Origin of the sequence: Caballeronia sp. LZ003 (genome assembly GCF_031451465.1) — a bacterium.
Lineage (GTDB): Bacteria > Pseudomonadota > Gammaproteobacteria > Burkholderiales > Burkholderiaceae > Caballeronia.
Genome location: NZ_JARUXJ010000004.1, coordinates 1245024 through 1264172, shown reverse-complemented (window position 1 = coordinate 1264172; position 19149 = coordinate 1245024). Strand labels below are relative to the sequence as shown.

Annotated in this window: 17 protein-coding genes; 9 read left to right on the top strand and 8 right to left on the bottom strand. The window is 62.4% G+C overall.

Annotated features, from left to right (window positions below; translation table 11 throughout):
- Window positions 1-72 precede the first annotated feature (72 nt).
- The 4 genes from QCE79_RS29630 to QCE79_RS29615 all read right to left on the bottom strand — a co-directional run bounded on the left by QCE79_RS29630 (window position 73) and on the right by QCE79_RS29615 (window position 2920).
- Window positions 73-525 (bottom strand): MarR family winged helix-turn-helix transcriptional regulator, encoded by a 453-nt coding sequence (locus QCE79_RS29630; RefSeq protein ID WP_244829168.1) that lies wholly within the window; start codon window positions 523-525, stop codon window positions 73-75.
- 78 nt (window positions 526-603) lie between these two features.
- A complete protein-coding gene (locus QCE79_RS29625; RefSeq protein ID WP_244829169.1) occupies window positions 604-1425 on the bottom strand; it encodes a BPSS1780 family membrane protein in 822 nt (273 codons plus the stop codon).
- A 15-nt stretch (window positions 1426-1440) separates the two neighbouring features.
- Window positions 1441-2409 carry a homoserine kinase gene (locus tag QCE79_RS29620; RefSeq protein ID WP_309850032.1) on the bottom strand — a complete coding sequence of 323 codons (969 nt, stop codon included), beginning with the start codon at window positions 2407-2409 and terminating at the stop codon, window positions 1441-1443.
- Between the two features lie 112 nt (window positions 2410-2521).
- Window positions 2522-2920 carry a hypothetical protein gene (locus tag QCE79_RS29615; protein WP_250466513.1) on the bottom strand — a complete coding sequence of 133 codons (399 nt, stop codon included), beginning with the start codon at window positions 2918-2920 and terminating at the stop codon, window positions 2522-2524.
- Window positions 2921-3139: 219 nt separating this feature from the next.
- On the opposite strand from QCE79_RS29615, the gene QCE79_RS29610 reads away from it, so the two are divergent.
- The gene (locus QCE79_RS29610) at window positions 3140-4666 is read left to right on the top strand and encodes an AMP nucleosidase (protein ID WP_309850030.1); all 1527 of its coding nucleotides are present in this window, start codon (window positions 3140-3142) and stop codon (window positions 4664-4666) included.
- A gap of 249 nt (window positions 4667-4915) precedes the next feature.
- Here QCE79_RS29610 and QCE79_RS29605 read toward each other — a convergent pair whose 3' ends face one another.
- Window positions 4916-5665 (bottom strand): TIGR00730 family Rossman fold protein, encoded by a 750-nt coding sequence (locus QCE79_RS29605; protein WP_244829174.1) that lies wholly within the window; start codon window positions 5663-5665, stop codon window positions 4916-4918.
- Between the two features lies 1 nt (window position 5666).
- Here QCE79_RS29605 and polA point away from each other — a divergent pair, with 1 nt between their 5' ends.
- The 3 genes from polA to QCE79_RS29590 all read left to right on the top strand — a co-directional run bounded on the left by polA (window position 5667) and on the right by QCE79_RS29590 (window position 11018).
- Window positions 5667-8405, top strand: a complete 2739-nt coding sequence (gene polA / locus QCE79_RS29600) for a DNA polymerase I (protein ID WP_309850654.1) — start codon at window positions 5667-5669, stop codon at window positions 8403-8405.
- Between the two features lie 180 nt (window positions 8406-8585).
- Complete coding sequence (locus tag QCE79_RS29595; protein WP_309850026.1) at window positions 8586-9959, top strand: NAD(P)/FAD-dependent oxidoreductase; 1374 nt, start codon at window positions 8586-8588, stop codon at window positions 9957-9959.
- Between the two features lie 183 nt (window positions 9960-10142).
- The gene (locus QCE79_RS29590) at window positions 10143-11018 is read left to right on the top strand and encodes a dienelactone hydrolase family protein (protein ID WP_309850024.1); all 876 of its coding nucleotides are present in this window, start codon (window positions 10143-10145) and stop codon (window positions 11016-11018) included.
- Window positions 11019-11034: 16 nt separating this feature from the next.
- On the opposite strand, the gene QCE79_RS29585 is transcribed toward QCE79_RS29590, so the two are convergent.
- Window positions 11035-11904, bottom strand: coding sequence for a sulfurtransferase (locus tag QCE79_RS29585; RefSeq protein ID WP_309850022.1), 870 nt, complete (start codon window positions 11902-11904; stop codon window positions 11035-11037).
- Window positions 11905-12083: 179 nt separating this feature from the next.
- Window positions 12084-13190, bottom strand: coding sequence for an aromatic ring-hydroxylating dioxygenase subunit alpha (locus QCE79_RS29580; protein ID WP_244829179.1), 1107 nt, complete (start codon window positions 13188-13190; stop codon window positions 12084-12086).
- Window positions 13191-13499: 309 nt separating this feature from the next.
- On the opposite strand from QCE79_RS29580, the gene QCE79_RS29575 reads away from it, so the two are divergent.
- The 4 genes from QCE79_RS29575 to folE2 all read left to right on the top strand — a co-directional run bounded on the left by QCE79_RS29575 (window position 13500) and on the right by folE2 (window position 17666).
- A complete protein-coding gene (locus tag QCE79_RS29575; RefSeq protein ID WP_250526557.1) occupies window positions 13500-13835 on the top strand; it encodes an exodeoxyribonuclease VII small subunit in 336 nt (111 codons plus the stop codon).
- The gene (locus QCE79_RS29570; RefSeq protein WP_309850019.1) at window positions 13832-14719 is read left to right on the top strand and encodes a farnesyl diphosphate synthase; all 888 of its coding nucleotides are present in this window, start codon (window positions 13832-13834) and stop codon (window positions 14717-14719) included. The genes QCE79_RS29575 and QCE79_RS29570 overlap by 4 nt, the downstream gene beginning before the upstream one ends.
- A 79-nt stretch (window positions 14720-14798) precedes the next feature.
- Window positions 14799-16715, top strand: a complete 1917-nt coding sequence (gene dxs / locus QCE79_RS29565) for a 1-deoxy-D-xylulose-5-phosphate synthase (protein WP_244829182.1) — start codon at window positions 14799-14801, stop codon at window positions 16713-16715.
- Between the two features lie 147 nt (window positions 16716-16862).
- Entirely contained in the window at window positions 16863-17666 is an 804-nt protein-coding gene (gene folE2 / locus QCE79_RS29560; RefSeq protein ID WP_250509845.1) for a GTP cyclohydrolase FolE2, read from the top strand.
- An 8-nt stretch (window positions 17667-17674) separates the two neighbouring features.
- Here the strand turns inward: folE2 and QCE79_RS29555 are convergent, their stop codons facing one another.
- Window positions 17675-18592 (bottom strand): LysR substrate-binding domain-containing protein, encoded by a 918-nt coding sequence (locus QCE79_RS29555; protein ID WP_309850013.1) that lies wholly within the window; start codon window positions 18590-18592, stop codon window positions 17675-17677.
- A gap of 106 nt (window positions 18593-18698) precedes the next feature.
- Between QCE79_RS29555 and QCE79_RS29550 the strand changes: the two genes are divergently transcribed.
- On the top strand, window positions 18699-19149 hold a 451-nt coding region (locus QCE79_RS29550; protein WP_309850011.1), incomplete at its 3' end, for an MFS transporter.

The window sequence follows — 19149 nt, the reverse complement described above, 5'->3', positions numbered from 1 at the left end:
GATAGAAATATATCGCGATAATCATTAGCGTGCAAATTAAATTTTGGTCAAGATGCGATTAGGGAATGGCTATCAGCGTTCTAGATACTCGTTGAGCGATGCGCGCAGCCTGACGAGATCGCTGCGCAGGCGCACTAATTCGTCCACATCCGATCCAGCCGCGCAAAAAATCTCAGGCGGAATGGCCCGAGCCGATTGCCGCAGCGACCGGCCTTGCGCCGTCAAGCGCACGTGCACCTGCCGTTCATCCTCGACGCCGCGCATGCGCTCAACGTACCCCTGCGCCTCCAGGCGCTTGAGCAGCGGCGTGAGCGTGGCGGAATCGAGCGACAGGCGCGCGGCGATTTCCTTCACGGTGAGATTGTCGCTTTCCCACAGCACCAGCATCGCCAGATACTGCGGATAGGTGAGGCCGAGTTTGTCGAGCATCGGCTTGTAGGTTTTCGTCATCGCGAGCGATGTCGAATAGAGCGCGAAGCAGATTTGCTGATCGAGTTCGAGCGGGAAGTCGTCGGGCGAGGTCATGGCGAGGCGCCGCAAAAGGCCGTATCGGCCAATGACGTTAGTGTACGGAAAACGCTTCGCGCGCGAGGATTCGGGGCATCAGATGCCCGGTGTGTCCGATGCATTAGGCATATCCGGCGTGTCCGGCGACTGCACGCCGAAGCAGCCGCGATAGGTCGCATAGAACGAGCAGTAAAGCGCGGTCGTGACGAGAATCGACGCGGGCATGAGCACCGCCAACGCCATCTCCTGACTCACGCCGAGCGCCTGCATCAGCGCGGTCAGGCCGAACGATACGGCAAGCGCCACGGCAATCCACAACACGCCGTAAAGCACGAAGGCGCCGCGATTGCGCCAGCACGACACGAGGCTGAAGAACAGCGCCTTCGCGGGCGTCACGTCGTGCCATGCAACGAGAATGGGCGCGAACCAGAACAGCATGGCCACTGGAATATAGCAGGCCATCGCCACCAGCACGGCGAGCGGGCTGAAGCTCGCGGCCACGGTTTCGGGGTCGCCGGCGGGGCCGTCGCCCATCATCAGGCCGAGCAGCGTGCCGCCGTCGACCAGTGCCGATGCCGCGAAGATCACCGCCATCGCCACGACGTAGATCGCGCCGAGCGCGAGCAGACGGCGCGCGACCACGGTGCCGTAGGAGCGGAAGCCATCGACGAGAACGGTCGGCCAAACGGGCTTGCCCGCGATGGTGTCGCGGCAGGCGGCCATGAAACCCACCGCGATGCCCGGAATGAACAGCAACGGCAGCAACGGTCCAATGAGCGGCACGCGCGAAATCAGCGTCATCACGAACAGATAAGCGAAGAACACGGTGAGGAACGCAAACGGATTGCGGCGGAACAGCCAGATGCCCTGGCGGAACCATACATAGCCGGTCTTGGCGGGAACTTCGATCAGTCGCATGAGCAGAGTGGAAGGTTACTGATTGAGGCTGGCAGCGGCTTTGACGCGCTCGCGCAGAATGCGTTCGAAATGGCCGGGATCGTGCGGTTTCAACATCTGCGCTTCGCGCGGACGGTAAAAATCGTACAGGCGCGAGACCCAGAAGCGCATGGCGCCGGCGCGCAGCATGTCGTTCCAGTGGCGTTCCTCGGCGGGCGTGAAGGGGCGCACGGTTTGATAAGCGCGCAACATCGCGTCGACACGCGCGGGGTCGAGCGCGCCGCTTTCGATATCGACGCACCAGTCGTTCACGGTCACGGCGACGTCGAAGAGCCACTTGTCGACGCCCGCGAAGTAGAAGTCGAAGAACCCGCCGAGCCGTGCGTGATCGCGGCCCGGCGCGAACAGCACATTGTCGCGAAACAGATCGCAGTGGCACGGCCCGTCCGGCAGCGCGGCGTAGTCCGCCGACGTGAAAAACGCGGCCTGATGCACAAGCTCGGATTCGATCAGTTCGCGCTGCGGCGCGCTCAGGAAGTCAACGATGGCCGGCAAGTTCTCCTGCCACCACGCGAGGCTGCGCAAGTTCGGCTGATGCCGCGGAAAATCGCGCCCGGCGAGATGCATGCGCGCGAGCATCTGACCGACTTCGATGCAATGCGCGGGCGTTGGCTTGAGTTCCGGCGCGCCTTCGAGTTTCGTGACGATGGCAGCGGGCTTGCCGTGCAGCATGCCGAAGAGCGAGCCGTCGCTGCGCGGCATGGGATCGGGAACCGGCACGCGATGCGCCGCCAGATGGCGCATCAGATCGAGATAGAACGGCAGTTGCGTCGCCGTGAGATTCTCGAAAATCGTGAGCACGTATTCGCCGCGCGTGGTCGTGAGAAAAAAGTTGCTGTTCTCGATGCCCGACTGGATGCCGCGCAATTCGACGACATCGCCGAGATCGTAGTGTTGCAGCCAGTCGCCGAGTTCGGCGTCAGAGACGGGGGTGAATACGGCCATGCAGAAACTTGGGTCAGGTTGAGAAGCCCGTGGCGGGCCGGTGAACGGCGCAGTCGCGTGAGCACTGCGTGGAGACGCCCGCTCAGACGAGCGGGCGCAAACAACCCGTGGATCAGTAGCGCACGCTTACCGATGGCAGGCGCGTGCTTGCCTTGCCGTTATCGCGGACTTGCGGCGAGGTGTCGTAAGGCGAACTCATCTGATAGCGCGTGCCGAAGTTCGAATGCACGTTGATCTCGACGGGCTTGCCCTTGTCGCGATACTCGGTGATCTCGGTGCCGTTGGTGCTGAGTTCGTGGAAGCTCGGCATGCGCGGCGGCGAAATTTCGACCTTCGAACTCGCGTTCGCGGGCGGGCGGTTGATAGCCTTCAGATCAGGCAGGCCCGCGGCTTCTTCCTGCGACATTTGTGGCTGTGCGCCCGCCTGCTCGGCCTGGAGGGTTTGCGCCGTGGCGCCTACACTTGCGACGGCAAGGACGGCCGCGGCGGCGGCGAAATAGAGCGGCTTCATGTCAGTTCTCCAGGCGATGGCCGGATTCTAGCAAAACGCGAACCCCATGCCGGCGCAACGCCTTATTTTGCGCTGCTTCGCGGATTTCGGCCGGAACGTTAAAAAAGCTGTTGCGCGCCGTGTTCGCACGCACTTGCGCGGCGCGGGGGCTTCATGGTTCTTGCATGCTTCCGTGTTAATGTCGATGACTACGAGGGCATCAGACACGCATACAAGATCATGACAAACGACCGGACTCAGACCACTCAGGGAACGCCTGCAAACGACTTCCCGACCGAATCATTCGACGACCCCGCAGCCGCCGTCTCGCGGGTCTCCGCCATCTACGAAGCCAACACCGCTTTCCTGCGCGACGAGTTCGCGCGGTATCGGCGCAACGAGCAGTTCACGCATCGCGTGCGCGCGTGCTATCCGTTCGTGCGCGTGCGTACCGAGCTCAACACGCAGATCGACTCGCGGCGCTCGTATGGTTTCGTCGCCGGGCCCGGCATCTTCGAGACTACGCTCACGCGTCCGGATCTCTTCGGCGATTATTATCGCGAGCAGTTGCGGCTCTTGACGAAGAACCATCATGTGGGCATTGAAGTGGGCGTGTCGGCGCAACCCATTCCTATTCACTTCGCGTTCGCCGAAGGCATCCATCTCGAAGGCGATCTCGACCGTGATCGCCTGCTCGCCATGCGCAATGTCTTCGATACCCCGGACCTCGCGCTGCTCGACGACCGCATCGTGAACGGCACGTATGAGCCCGCCGCGGGCGAGCCTCATCCGCTTGCGCTCTTCACGGCGGCGCGGGTGGATTTTTCGCTGCATCGGCTGCGGCACTACACGGCGACTTCCCCCACGCATTTTCAGAACTACGTGCTTTATACGAACTACCAGTTCTATATCGACGAGTTCGTGAAGCTCGGCCGCACGCTGATGTCGCGCGCGGATGACGAGGAAACGCGCGCGTATCGCAGCGAGTATTCGTCGTTCGTCGAACCGGGCGATGTCGTCACCTACAACGCCAATCTCGGCGAGCAACCGGAGGAAGGCGCGCCAATCGCGCGTCTGCCGCAGATGCCCGCGTATCACCTGAAGCGCGCGGATGGCAGCGGCATCACGATGGTGAACATCGGCGTGGGGCCGTCGAACGCAAAGACCATTACGGATCACATCGCGGTGCTGCGTCCGCACGCGTGGGTTATGCTCGGGCATTGCGCGGGCTTGCGGAACACACAGCGTCTGGGCGATTACGTGCTGGCGCACGGCTATGTGCGCGAGGATCACGTACTGGATGACGACCTGCCGCTGTGGGTGCCGATTCCCGCGCTGGCGGAAGTGCAGGTCGCGCTCGAGAAGGCCGTTGCGCAGGTGACACAACTCGAAGGCGTGGAACTGAAGCGCGTGATGCGCACGGGCACCGTCGCGAGTGTGGACAACCGGAATTGGGAATTGCGCGATCATCGCGAGCCGGTGCAGCGGCTGTCGCAAAGCCGCGCGATCGCGCTCGATATGGAAAGCGCGACCATCGCCGCGAACGGCTTCCGGTTCCGCGTGCCTTATGGGACGTTGCTATGCGTGTCGGACAAACCGCTGCATGGCGAACTCAAGCTGCCGGGCATGGCCGATCAATTTTATCGTGCGCAAGTGGATCAGCATTTGCAGATTGGCGTGAAGGCAATGGAACTGCTGCGCATGAATGGCCTGTCGCGGTTGCACAGCCGGAAGTTGCGCAGCTTTGCGGAGGTGGCGTTTCAGTGAGACGTCGAAACGCGAAGAAGCGAAGCGGGCGGTCTTCTTCAAGGCGGCTCGTGCGTGGCTGAAGATTGCGATGCGCCATGCAGCGGCTCGACAGCGAACACCTATGCGGGAGCCGGCAAACTCCAGTATTCGATTCGGAAGACTACGCTTTATGGGCGTGTGTCAGAGAGATGCTGCTCGTGAATGAGGCGAGAGAGGGGAAAGGGCGAGAGGGAAGATAGCGATTCCGCTCGCCCGACAGCCTTCGAATCACAAATAAAACATCCGGTCCTCATCCGACTTACCTTCCGCCGGTTGCTCTGCCGCGCCTTCGCGATCTTCATAGAAGCGCAGCACCGCATCGAGCACTTGATCGGGGTCGTCGATCACTTGCATGAGTCCAAGATCTTTTTCGCCGATGACGCCATTGGTCAACAGCGTGTTCTTGAACCAGTCGAGCAAGCCGGCCCAAAATTCGGCGCCCACCAGCACGATAGGCACGTGGCGCGACTTCTTGGTCTGAATGAGCGTGAGCACTTCGGCCAGTTCGTCAAGCGTGCCGAAGCCGCCCGGCATCACGACGACCGCATCCGAATTCTTGACGAACGTGACCTTGCGCGTGAAGAAGTGACGGAAGCGCAGCGAGATGTCCTGCCATTGATTGCCCGACTGCTCGTGCGGCAATTCGATGTTGAGACCCACCGACGGCGACTTGCCCGCATGCGCGCCTTTATTGGCTGCTTCCATGATGCCGGGACCGCCGCCGGAGATCACGGCGAAGCCTGCATCGGAGAATTTTTGCGCGATTTCAATGGTCCGCTGATAGTACGGCGACTCGGGTTTAAGACGCGCGGAACCATAGATGCTGATGGCAGGACGGATCTCCGAGAGGTACTCGGTAGCCTCGATAAACTCTGCCATAATCGTGAACATCTGCCACGATGCGCGAGCCTTTTTGGCCGTCGCGCGCTCTTGATCTGCGAGCGATCGCAGACTCGGAATCACTTTTCTCTTGTTCATAATGCCTGAAGAACGAAGTCTTGAAGGTAAGACCCTGCTATTGGTCGACGGTTCTAGCTACTTGTACCGGGCTTACCATGCCATGCCTGACCTGCGCGGCCCCGACGGCGGGCCGACCGGCGCACTGTATGGAATGATCAACATGCTGCGACGCCTTAGGCGTGAAACCAATGCAGAGTATAGCGCGTGCGTCTTCGACGCCAAAGGCAAGACGTTTCGCGACGACTGGTACGCCGACTACAAGGCCAACCGGCCTTCCATGCCCGAAGACCTTTCGAAGCAGATCGAGCCTATTCACGTCGCCGTGCGTGCGCTCGGCTGGCCGCTCGTGATGATCGAAGGCGTCGAAGCCGACGACGTCATCGGCACGCTCGCGGTTCAGGCCGAAAAGCGCGGCATGAAAGTGATCGTCTCGACGGGCGACAAGGATCTGGCTCAACTCGTGACGGATCATGTCACCCTCATCAATACGATGACCAACGAAACGCTCGATCGCGCCGGCGTCATCGCCAAGTTCGGCGTACCGCCGGAACGTATCGTCGATTATCTTTCGCTCATCGGCGATACGGTCGATAACGTGCCGGGCGTCGAAAAGTGCGGTCCCAAGACTGCGCTCAAGTGGCTCACGCAATACGACTCCCTTGATGGCATCGTAGAACATGCGGGCGAGATCAAAGGTGCGGTAGGAGACAATCTGCGCAAGGCTCTGGACTTCCTGCCCATGGCTCGCAAGCTCGTTACCGTACACACGGAATGCGACCTGGCGTCGCAGATCGCGTCGATCGACGAAACGCTCGAAAGCCGTCCCGAGTCGCGCGACGAATTGCGCGACGTGTTCCTGCGTCACGGCTTCAAGACTTGGCTGCGTGAAGTCGAAATCGCGGATGCCGTCGAAGGCCCGACCGACACGCCGCCCGCCGAAGTCACGGAGATCGTCCACCACTACGAGACGGTACAGACGTGGGAACAGTTCGGCGCGTGGCTCGAACGCATCGATGCCGCCGAGATCACTTCGTTCGATACCGAAACCACCGCGCTCGACCCGATGACCGCGCAGATCGTCGGCTTGTCCATCTCGGTCGAACCGGGTCATGCCGCATATGTTCCGCTCGCGCATCGCGGGCCGGACGCACCCGTGCAACTGCCGCGCGATGAAGTGCTCGCGAAGCTCAAGCCGTGGCTCGAAGACGAATCGAAGAAGAAGGTCGGCCAGCATCTGAAATACGATGAGCAGGTGCTCGCCAATTACGGCATCGTCATGCGCGGCGTCGAGCATGACACGTTGTTGCAGTCGTACGTGCTGGAGTCGCATCGGCCGCATGACATGGACAACCTCGCGCTGCGGCACTTGGGCGTGAAGACCATCAAATACGAGGACGTCGCGGGCAAGGGCGCGTCGCAAATCGGTTTCGACGAAGTCGCGCTCGACAAAGCCGCCGAGTATGCCGCCGAAGATGCGGACATCACCTTGCGTCTGCATCAGGCGCTTTACCCGCAAGTCGTGCAGGAAGAGGGCTTGTTGAAGGTATATCGCGAGATCGAATTGCCGACTTCGCGCGTGTTGCGCAAGATGGAGCGCAACGGCGTGCTGATCGATCGCGCGAAGCTCGACACGCAGAGCAACGAGATCGCCAAACGGCTGATCGACTTGCAAACGGAAGCCTATGAACTGGCGGGCGGCGAATTCAATCTCGGGTCGCCCAAGCAGATCGGACAGATCTTCTTCGAGAAACTCGAACTGCCGGTGGTGAAGAAGACGCCGAGCGGCGCGCCTTCCACCGACGAAGAAGTGCTGCAAAAACTCGCCGAGGATTATCCGCTGCCGAAGGTGCTGCTCGAACATCGCGGGCTGTCGAAGCTCAAGTCCACTTATACGGACAAGCTGCCGCGCATGGTGAATGCATCGACGGGACGCGTGCATACGAACTATGCGCAGGCTGTCGCGGTGACAGGGCGCTTGTCGTCGAACGAGCCGAACTTGCAGAACATCCCGGTGCGAACGGGCGAAGGCCGGCGCATCCGCGAGGCGTTCATCGCGCCGCCGGATTGCAAGATCGTATCGGCGGATTACTCGCAGATCGAGCTGCGCATCATGGCGCATATCTCGGGTGACGAATCGTTGTTGCGCGCGTTCAAGGAAGGCGAGGACGTGCACCGCGCGACCGCGTCGGAAGTGTTCGGCGTGACGCCGATCGAAGTGTCGAACGACCAGCGGCGTATCGCCAAGGGGATCAATTTCGGCTTGATCTATGGCATGAGTTCGTTCGGGCTCGCGTCGAATCTCGGCATCACGCGCGACGCGGCGAAGCTTTATATCGACCGCTATTTCGCGCGTTATCCGGGCGTTGCCGACTACATGGAGCGCACACGCGTGACCGCGAAGATGAACGGCTACGTGGAGACCGTGTTCGGCCGGCGTCTGTGGCTGCCGGAGATCAACGGCGGCAGTGGTCCGCGTCGTCAGGCGGCCGAACGCGCGGCCATCAACGCGCCCATGCAGGGAACGGCCGCTGATCTCATCAAGTTGTCGATGATCGCGGTGCAGGACTGGATCGAGGCTACGAATATCCACGCGAAGATGATCATGCAGGTACACGATGAGCTCGTGCTCGAAGTTCCCGAAGAGGAACTGCCCGAAGTCAGGAAGCGCTTACCCGAATTGATGTGTGGCGTCGCCAAGCTGAACGTGCCGCTCGTGGCTGAGGTGGGCGTCGGCAATAACTGGGAAGAAGCACACTGAGCAAAAAGAGCGCGCTGAATGCCGGACATGCGAGGCCGGCCATTGCAAGTGCGCCGCGCGTTCAAGCAGAATGGTTTTTGGAAGGTGAGACATCGGGCCGACACGTCGTCGAACGTACGTGCGGTCCGAGGCTCGGTAAGTTGATTACTCCGCGTGCGGAGAAAAATTCGGGAGAGCTTTATGCATCGATTCATCATCGTCGGCGGAGGGGCCGGCGGTCTCGAATTGGCGACTCGTCTCGGCGACCGTTTCGGTACGACGGACAGTAAAACGGCACCGCGTGCGCAAGTCACGCTCGTGGACCGTAATCCCACGCATATCTGGAAGCCGCTTCTGCATGAAGTGGCCGCAGGCAGCATGGACCCGTTCACGCAGGAACTCGAATACGCCGCGCAGGCCATGTGGCACGGCTTCGAGTTTCAGCAGGGCGAGTTGATCGCGCTGGACCGCGCGACAAAACGCATTACCATCAGCGCGTTGCGCGACGACGAAGCGGGCGAGGTCTTGCCGCAGCGCGAGCTGGAATACGACACGCTCGTCATTGCCATCGGCAGCACGACGCATTTCTTCGGCGTCGAAGGCGCGCAGCAACATTCCATCGCGCTCGATACAGTTGGCCAGGCCGAGCTCTTTCGCAAGCGGCTCATCGCGGCATGCATGCGCGCCGAGCACTTTGCGCCGGAACCGGTGGCGGCGGGCATCGACGATTCCGAAGGGCCGCCTGTGCCGCTCGGTTCGCCGAACGCGCCGCGCATTCAGGTGGCGATCGTCGGCGCGGGTGCGACGGGTGTGGAATTGTCGGCGGAACTGCGCAACACGGCGCACGTGCTTTCCGCGTACGGTTTGCACAAGCTGGATCCGAAGCACGACATCGGTATCGTGCTGATCGAAGCGGGGCCGCGCATTCTGCCCGCGCTGCGCGACACCGTATCGACCGCGACGGCCGAGCTATTGACGAAGCTGGGCGTGTCCTTGATGACGGGCGAAACCGTCGCGGAAGTCTCGCGCGATTCCATTCGCACGGCGAGCGGCAAGACCATTCGCGTGGACCTCACGGTGTGGGCGGCGGGCATCAAGGCGCCGGCCATTCTCTCGCAGCTCGACGGCTTGCCGACCAATCGTCTCGGCCAGCTCATCGTGCGTCGAACGCTGCAAACGGAAGCCGACGACAACATATTCGCCCTGGGCGATTGCGCCGCGTGTCCGTGGCCCGGCAACGAGCGCGGTGTGCCGCCGCGCGCGCAGGCGGCGCATCAGCAGGCGAGCTTTCTCTTGAAGGCTTTCGAGCGCCGCATGAACGGTAAATCGCTGCCGGAATATACGTATCGCGATTTCGGTTCGCTCGTGTCGCTCGGTCGCTATAGCGCGGTCGGCAGCCTGATGGGCGGGCTCATCGGCGGCAACATGATGATCGAAGGCCTCTTCGCGCGCTTCATGTACATGTCGCTGTATCGGCTGCATATCGCCGCGCTCCACGGCTACGCGCGCATGGTGCTCGACACCATCGCGCACTGGCTGCGCCGGTCCACCGCGCCGCGCGTCAAGCTGCACTGAGCTGCATCGACGCTGCAAAGCTGTTTAGAATGAGCGGCGCGCCTTGTGATATGTCGGCGCGTTCGCTTGGGAGTCGTACAGCGCCGCGCGTCGTGGAGCCTTGAACACGCTCGCGCGGTTCCAGAATCCATGCCGCCGGCCGCGCGAATCGACGCCTGCCGGCGCTTGCTGCGGGAGCTTTGCATGCTTACCCCTGAAGTCGACAGCCTCATTCCACACGTTCCGTTCGACCGTCGCAACTTCATCAAGGCAGCTTTCGGCACAGGCTTCGCAGCGTGCGTGCTGCCCGTGTCGGCACAAACCATTCATACCGATGACGCGGGTCTCGAAGCCGGCGCCGTGGGCGTGCGCGGCGCGGATGGCGTGCTCGTGCCGGCGTATCGCGCGCAGCCGAAGGGCAAGACGCATCTGCCGGTCGTCATCGTGATCCACGAGATTTTCGGGGTGCACGAGCATATCGCCGATGTCTGCCGGCGCTTCGCCAAGCAAGGCTATCTTGCCATCGCGCCGGATCTCTACACGCGTCAGGGCGATGCCTCGGCGTACAAGTCCATGCAGCTTCTCAACGAGCAGCTCGTCTCGAAGGTGCCTGACTCGCAAGTGATCTCGGACATCGACGAAACCGTCAAATGGGCGGGCGAGCACGGCGGCGATCTGAAGCGGCTAGGCATCACCGGGTTCTGCTGGGGCGGGCGCATTACGTGGCTTTATGCGGAGCACAATCCGCACGTGAAGGCGGCGGTTGCATGGTACGGGCGCGTCACGGGGAACAAGACGGCGAACACGCCGAGCAACCCGATCGACAACGCGGCCGAGCTCAATCTGCCTGTGCTCGGGCTATACGGCCGGCAGGATCAGAGCATTCCGCAGGACACGCTCGAACAGATGAAGCAGGCCGTGGCGAATGGCCAGCCGAAGGCGCGGGAGTCGCAGATCGTCGTGTATGACGACGCGCCGCACGCGTTCTTCGCGGATTATCGGCCGAGCTATCGCAAGGAAGACGCGGAGGATGGCTGGAAGCGCGCGCTCGCGTGGTTCCGCGAGCACGGCGTCAAGTGACGGCGCTTTACGCGCTTCAAGGCTTCGCACCGGTCGCAACGGGCCTGCCCGGATCGGCGCTCCATTCGCTCCACGATCCCGGATACAACGCCGCGCCGTGCAGACCGGCAATCTCCATGGCGAGCGCGTTATGACATGCCGTCACGCCCGAGCCGCATTGCAGCACGATGCGGTCGGTGGGCGTGGCGCCGATCAGCGAGCCGAACGCATCGCGTAATTCGTGCGCGGTCTTGAAGCGGCCTTCCGGCGTCAAATTGTCCTTGAAGAAGCGATTCAGCGCGCCGGGAATGTGACCGCCGACGGGATCGAGCGTCTCGTTCTCGCCGCGATACCGGTCCGCGGCGCGCGCATCAATCAGCAGATGGTCGCGCGTGCCGATGCTGCGTTCGATCGCCGGAGCATCGATGGTGACGGCAAGCGGCGCGGCGGCCTTGAACGTGCCGTCTGTCTTTTGCGGCGCGGCGGTATCGAGTGGCTGACCTGCTGCCTCCCACGCGGGCAAACCGCCGTCGATCAGCGCGACGGAATCGTGACCGAGCCAACGCAGGAGCCACCACAAACGTGACGCGTACATGCCGCCTTGCGCGTCGTAGGCGACGACTTGCTGGCCTTCGTTTAGCCCGAAGCTCGCGAGTTTTTCGACGAGCGCGCCGCGTTCGGGCAACGGATGACGTCCGTTCGACCCCGTCTTGACGCCGGACAAGTCGCGGTCGAGATGAAGATAGTGCGCGCCCGGAATATGACCTTGGGCATAAGCCGCTGCGCCGGATTCAGGCGCGGCGAGGTCGAATCGGCAATCGAACACGAGCACGCTGCCGGGCGCGGCGGCGCGCCGTTCGGCAAGATTCGTCGCCGAGATGAGCGTGGTGTAGTGGGTGTGCGGCATGACGGCTCCTGTGTCGGACAGAGTGTGCGCTTCGGCGCGCGACCCCGATCCCTTGCAAAGCGTCCGCGCCCGGTCGTGTCAATCGCCGCGCGCGTGAAGTGGGATACAGCTAGTCTAAACAAAAAGGCGGACTCGAAAGCCCGCCTTTTCATGATTCCCGCGCGATAGCCGAACGGCGTTCAGATGGCCCCGAGCTGATGCCGCAGAAACTCGTGGAAATGCTGCATGCCGGATTCCATCGGACTCTGATACGGCCCGACCTGATTCTCGCCACGCGACATGAGCGCGCGCCGGCCGGCGTCCATGCGTTCGGCGATTTCATCGTCCTCACGCGCGGTTTCCATATAGGCCGCACGTTCCGCCTCGATGAACTCGCGCTCGAAAAGCGCAATCTCCTCGGGATAGTAGAACTCGACGATGTTGGTCGTCTTCTGCGTGCCCTGCGGGATCAGCCACGAGACCACCAGCACGTGCGGATACCACTCGATCATGAGACCGGGGTAATACACCATCCAGATGGCGCCGAATTCGGGCGGCGTACCGTTACGGAAGCGCAGGACTTCGTCGTGCCACTTGCGATACGTCGGGCTGCCCGGCTTCTCCAGATTTTTGTGCACGCCGACGGTCTGGACGCTGTACCAGTCGCCGAATTCCCACTCGAGGTTGTCGCACGACACGAAGCTGCCGAGTCCCGGATGGAACGGCGCGACGTGATAGTCCTCCAGATAAACCTCGATGAAGGACTTCCAGTTGTAGTTGCACTCGTGCACTTCGACGTGATCGAACATATAGCCCGAAAAGTCGAAATGACGCGCCGTGCCGAGTTTCGCGAGATCGGCCGCGACATTGCGACCCGCGGCCTCGAAGAGAAGGCCTTGCCAGTTTTGCAGCGGCGTGGCGCCGAGATTCAAGCAGGGCTTGTCGGCGAAATGCGGCGCGCCGAGCAACTGGCCGTTCAGATCGTACGTCCAGCGATGCAGCGGGCAGACGATGTTGTCCGCGCTGCCGCGACCGTTCAGCATGATTGCCTGGCGATGGCGGCACACGTTCGACAGCAATTCGATATTCGACTGCTGATTGCGCACGAGCACGCGCCCTTCGCCCTCGCCAGGAAGCGCGAAATAGTTTCCCGCTTCGGGAACCATGAGTTCGTGCCCGACGTAGCGTGGACCAAGCTTGAAAAGTGTTTCGATTTCGCGCGTAAGAAGCGCTTCGTCAAAGTAAGCCGTGACTGGCAACTGACTGTGAATGGCATTCAGTTGCAATGCATTGCTCAGATTGGACATTCCCACTCCCGTTAAGACGTGAAAGCAGTGAACAACCCAACCATCGAAGATTCGATTTAGGGAGCCCGCGATTATACCGAAATCCGCCACACTCGGGCGTATAAGGTCTTGATTTGGGTATAAATTGTTGCAGGAGTTCCGTTCAAAGCCGGCGCGAGGGCGTCGCGTCCCTACGCCGGGCGGCTGTGGCGCAAGCTCAAGGATTAGCCGTCTCCACGCTTTGCGACGGACGTGTTTCGGGTCGAAAAACTGGCTTTTGCCGTAGAATGTGCGACTTGGTTCCAAAATACATTTGCACATCCACGATTCATGGCGAAGACCGCTGTCCCCGATACACGCGAAGAAACCGGTGCAGGCGCGCTTGCCAACGACGCCGCGCCGCTTCCGGAAAACTACGAAACAGCGCTCGCGGAACTCGAATCACTCGTCGGCCGCATGGAAGCGGGCGCGCTGAGTCTCGAGGAGTCGCTCGCGGCATACCGGCGCGGCGCCGCGCTTGTGGGCTTTTGCCAACAACAGCTCGAAAAAGTCGAGCAGCAGGTGCGCGTGCTCGATGGCGAGACGCTCAAGCCGCTGCCCGCCGAGGTACAGCGCGCGACCCAGGGTGCAGGAGCCACCAACGACCGAGGGGACGACGACCTATGAGCTTCGAACAATGGATGCGTGCCACGCTCGATCGCGTCGAGACCGCGCTGGAGCACTATCTGCCGGGCACGGACATCGCGCCGGCGCGTCTGCACGAAGCCATGCGGTACGCGGTGCTGGGCGGCGGCAAGCGTGTGCGGCCGCTTCTCGTGCACGCTGCGGGCGAACTGACCCACGCGAGCGCGCCGGCCGTCGAAGCGGCAAGCGCGGCGCTCGAAATGATTCACGTCTATTCGCTCGTGCATGACGATATGCCCGCAATGGACGACGACGCGTTGCGTCGCGGCAAGCCCACGGTACACGTGCAATATGACGAAGCGACGGCACTGCTCGTCGGCGACGCGTTGCAGTCGCAGGCGTTCGTCGCGCTGACATCCGAGGGCAATGGTCTGAGCGATACCCAGCAGGCCGCGCTCGTGCGCGAACTGGCTCTCGCAAGCGGCTCGCTCGGCATGGCGGGCGGTCAGGCCATCGATCTCGAAAGCGTCGGGCGCAAGCTGTCGCGGCCGGAGCTCGAAACCATGCATCGCAAGAAGACGGGAGCGTTGCTGCGCGCCTCGGTGCGCATGGGTGCGCTCGCGGGCGAACGTCCGGACGCCAAGGCGCTTGCGGCGCTCGATCAATACGCCGCCGCGGTCGGCCTCGCGTTTCAGGTGGTGGACGATATCCTCGATGTCACGGCGGACTCCGCCACGCTTGGCAAGACCGCGGGCAAGGATGCGCAGCACGACAAGCCCACGTATGTTTCGGTCATCGGGCTGGATGCGTCGCGCGAACTCGCCGCGCAACTCGGCCGCGATGCGCACGCTGCAATAGAGCCGTTCGGCGCGCGCGGTCAGCGCCTGGCCGAACTTGCCAACCTGGTTGTGAACCGGGTGCACTGAACGTTGAATGCGTGACGAACCCCACGGCGCAATGACCGCGTTGAACGAATCACGCCAGTTTTCCTAAAATGGGACGACGATGTACGACTTGCTGAAAACCATCGACGATCCGGCCGACCTTCGCGCCCTTGATCGACGCCAACTGCAGCCGCTTGCCGACGAACTGCGGGCCTACGTGCTCGACAGCGTGTCGCAGACGGGCGGCCATCTCTCGTCCAATCTCGGCACGGTAGAGCTGACGATCGCGCTGCATTACGTATTCGATACGCCGAATGACCGTATCGTCTGGGACGTAGGCCATCAGACGTATCCGCACAAGATCCTGACAGGCCGGCGCGACCAGATGCACTCGTTGCGTCAGTTGAACGGCATCTCGGGCTTCCCGCGCCGCAGCGAGTCGGAGTACGACACGTTCGGCACGGCGCATTCGAGCACGTCGATATCGGCGGCGCTCGGCATGGCGATCGCCAACAAGCTGCAGGGCGACAACCGCTATTCCATCGCCGTGATCGGCGACGGCGCGATGACCGCGGGCATGGCCTTCGAGGCAATGAACAACGCCGGCGTCGCCGACGACGTGCCCTTGCTCGTGATCCTCAACGACAACGACATGTCGATCTCGCCGCCCGTGGGCGCGTTGAATCGTCATCTCGCCCGTCTGATGTCGGGCCGCTTCTACGCCGCCGCGCGCGCCGGTGTCGAACGCGTGCTGCGCGTCGCGCCGCCCATGCTCGATCTCGCCCGCAAGCTCGAAGAGCACGCGAAGGGCATGATCGTGCCAGCTACGCTCTTCGAAGAGTTCGGCTTCAACTACATTGGGCCAATCGACGGTCACGATCTCGATTCGCTCATTCCGACGCTGCAGAACATCAAGGAACTGCGTGGTCCGCAATTCCTGCACGTCGTGACCAAGAAAGGCCAAGGCTACAAGCTCGCCGAAGCCGATCCGGTGCTCTATCACGGTCCCGGCAAATTCAATCCGGCCGAAGGCATCAAGCCATCGACGGCGCCCTCGAAGAAAACCTACACGCAGGTGTTCGGCGAATGGCTGTGCGACGCTGCCGCGCAAGACTCGCGCGTGGTTGCCATCACGCCTGCCATGCGCGAAGGCTCGGGCATGGTCGAATTTGAAAAGCGCTTCCCGGATCGTTATTACGATGTCGGCATCGCCGAGCAACATGCGGTGACGTTTGCGGGCGGCTTGGCTGCAGACGGCATGAAGCCCGTCGTCGCCATCTACTCGACTTTCCTGCAGCGCGCGTACGACCAGCTGATCCACGACGTCGCGCTGCAGAATCTGCCAGTGGTGTTCGCCATCGACCGCGCGGGTCTCGTCGGCGCGGACGGTGCAACGCACGCGGGCAATTACGACCTCGCGTTCCTGCGCTGCATCCCGAACATGACGGTGATGGCCGCATCCGACGAAAACGAATGCCGTCAGATGCTCTACACCGCGCTTCAGCAACCGAACCCGACAGCCGTGCGGTATCCGCGTGGCGCGGGCACGGGCGTGGCAACCGTCAAACAAATGACCGCCATTCCGCTTGGCAAGGGCGAGGTGCGCCGCGAGTCGTCGCAGAAACTCGGCTCGGGCAAGCGCATCGCCGTTCTCGCGTTCGGCACCATGGTCGCGCCGTCGCTCGTTGCCGCCGAAGAGTTGGATCTGACGGTGGCCAACATGCGCTTCGTGAAGCCTGTCGACGCCGACTTGCTGCGCGAACTCGCCGCCACTCACGACGCGCTCGTGACCATCGAGGAAGGTGCGATCATGGGCGGTGCGGGTTCGGCATGCGTCGAAGCGCTGCTGGCCAGTTCGGTCGTGAAGCCCGTGCTTCAGCTTGGCTTGCCGGACGTCTTCATCGATCACGGCGATCCCGCGAAGCTGCTTGCAAGCGTCGGTCTGGACGGTGCGGGTATCGCGAAGTCTATTCGCGAGCGCTTTCTCAACGCGGTCGTGAGCGCCCAGCCGGGCAAGCTGGAAAAGCGCGTTGCCTGACGTTTCAGCCTGACGCGGCGCGCTCGGGGCGCGCCGTGCTTTGCACTTAGTCTCTACACGGCGCGGGCCGCAATCCGCGCCGTTTTCGCTTACGAGTTATGAAGCGCGCTTTCAGGAAAGACCGCGCGAGCCCAAGGACAAGAATCAATGAACCAGATGAATCCCGCCTTCGTGATGCCCGACGTTCAAAGCACGCCTGATACGCGTCAGATCGCCATTGCGCGTGTCGGCGTGAAGGGAGTGCGGCATCCGTTGTCGGTGCGGTCGGCAAACGGCGTGCAGCCGAGCGTTGGCGTATGGAACCTCGATGTGCATCTGCCCGCCGAGCAAAAGGGCACGCATATGTCGCGTTTCGTCGCGCTGCTCGAGGAGAATCGCGAGCCGCTCGATCAAACTTCCCTGCGTGCGCTGCTCGTCTCGATGCTCACGAAACTGGAGGCGCATTCCGGCCGTATCGAAGTGAGTCTGCCTTACTTCGTCATGAAGACCGCGCCGGTGTCGGGCGTGCAGAGTCTCCTGGATTACGACGTGAGCTTTATCGCCGAAACGCGCGACGGCGAAACGCGCATGACCATGAAAGTGCTCGTCCCCGTTACGAGCCTTTGTCCTTGCTCGAAGAAGATTTCGCAATACGGCGCGCACAATCAGCGCTCGCACGTGACCATCACGGCGGAGTTGGCGGGCGAAGTCGCGGTGGAAGAACTGGTGCGAATCGCCGAGGAAGAGGCGTCGTGTGAATTGTGGGGCTTGCTCAAGCGGCCCGACGAGAAGTTCGTGACCGAGCGTGCGTATGAAAATCCGAAGTTCGTCGAGGACCTCGTGCGCGACGTGGCCACGCGGCTGAATGCCGATACGCGCATCGTCGCTTATGTGCTCGAAGCCGAAAACTTCGAGTCGATCCACAATCACAGCGCGTATGCGGTGATCGAGCGCGACAAGCGCCTCGGTTGAGCGAAGGCTCAAGCCGCCACGGTTTGAGTCGATGCGTGCATCTCGCGCACCGAATCCATCACGAGTGACGCGAGCCGGTCGACCACGGGCGATCCCGCGCCCGCTCCGCGATGCAGCGCGAGCGGAATCGACGGCAGCGGCGGCAAGCCGCTCTCATCGCATTCGAGGGCGCGCACCGTGGTTGGCACGCCATAGGCCGTGCGCACCGTCACGCCGAGACCTGCGGCGGCGGCCGCCCACAATCCCGACAGACTGGGACTCGTGAACGCGATGCGCCACTTGATGCCCGCGCGATCCAGCGCTGCGGCCGCCGCGCTGTGAAAGAGACACGGGCGGTCGAACGCGATCAACGGTAGCGGCTCGTCCAGATCGAACTGCCACGGTACTGTCGATGACACGATCCAGCGCATCGGCGGCGCGGCGATCGGTTGAGGGAGGCTGGTCGCGTTGCCAACGTCGGTTGCGCTGCCTGCGCCCCAGACGAGCGCGAGATCGAGCTGACCCGCCTCGATGCGCTCCAGCAATTCGGTGTTGCGCGCCACCCGCGCTTCGATCCGCACTTTCGGATGCGCCCGCGCAAAGCGGCCCAGCACTTCCGGCAGCAAAACTTCGCCAAAGTCTTCCTGCAGACCGAGCCGTATCCAGCCTTCGAGATCGACGCCGCGCACCGCGACCGCCGCTTCATCGTTCAATTCGACGAGACGGCGCGCATAGGCGAGCATCACCGCGCCCGCGTCGGTGAGCGCGAGCCCACGGCCCGATTTACGAAAAAGCGGCGTGCCCGCCTGCTCTTCCAGCTTGCGGATCTGCGCGCTGACGGCGGAAGTCGAGCGACCGACGCGGTCCGCGGCCTTGGCGAAACTTCCCAAGTCCATGCCCGCGACGAAGCTGCGAAGGACCGCGAGGTCGAACGTGGTTTGAGTCATGGCAACAATCCTGTTTTATCGAACGATCGATGCAAAACTTTGCTATTTTCAGGATGATCGTATGCCGTCACACTGGGTTTAGTCAAATTGAGAACAGGGTGGCGACATGGCAACTCCTTTAACCTTGAACGCAGCGTCGCGTTCGAGCGCGCATCGATGGAAAGTGCTCGGCGTGGGCGTGGCCGCCAACGCGAGTTTTTCGGCGGCAATCGGCGGCATTCCGACGACGGCCGTCTGGATGCGCAGCGGCTATCACTTCGGCAACGGCGAAGTCGGACTCGTGCTCGGCGCGCTCGGGCTGGGGCTTGCGGTATCGGAACTTCCTTGGGGATTGCTCACCGACCGCTGGGGCGACCGGCCCGTCTTGCTGACGGGACTGTTCGCGACGGCTGCCGTGCTGCTCGGCATGAGCGTCTTCGCGGTGCCGTCGGGCTTCGGCGCGGCGCCCGCGCTCGGCTGGCTCGTTTTCGCGATGTTCCTGCTCGGCACGCTCGCCGCAATGTGCGCGATCTCGGGCGCATTCACCTGGCGCTGGCTGCATGAGCCCCCGGAAAGGC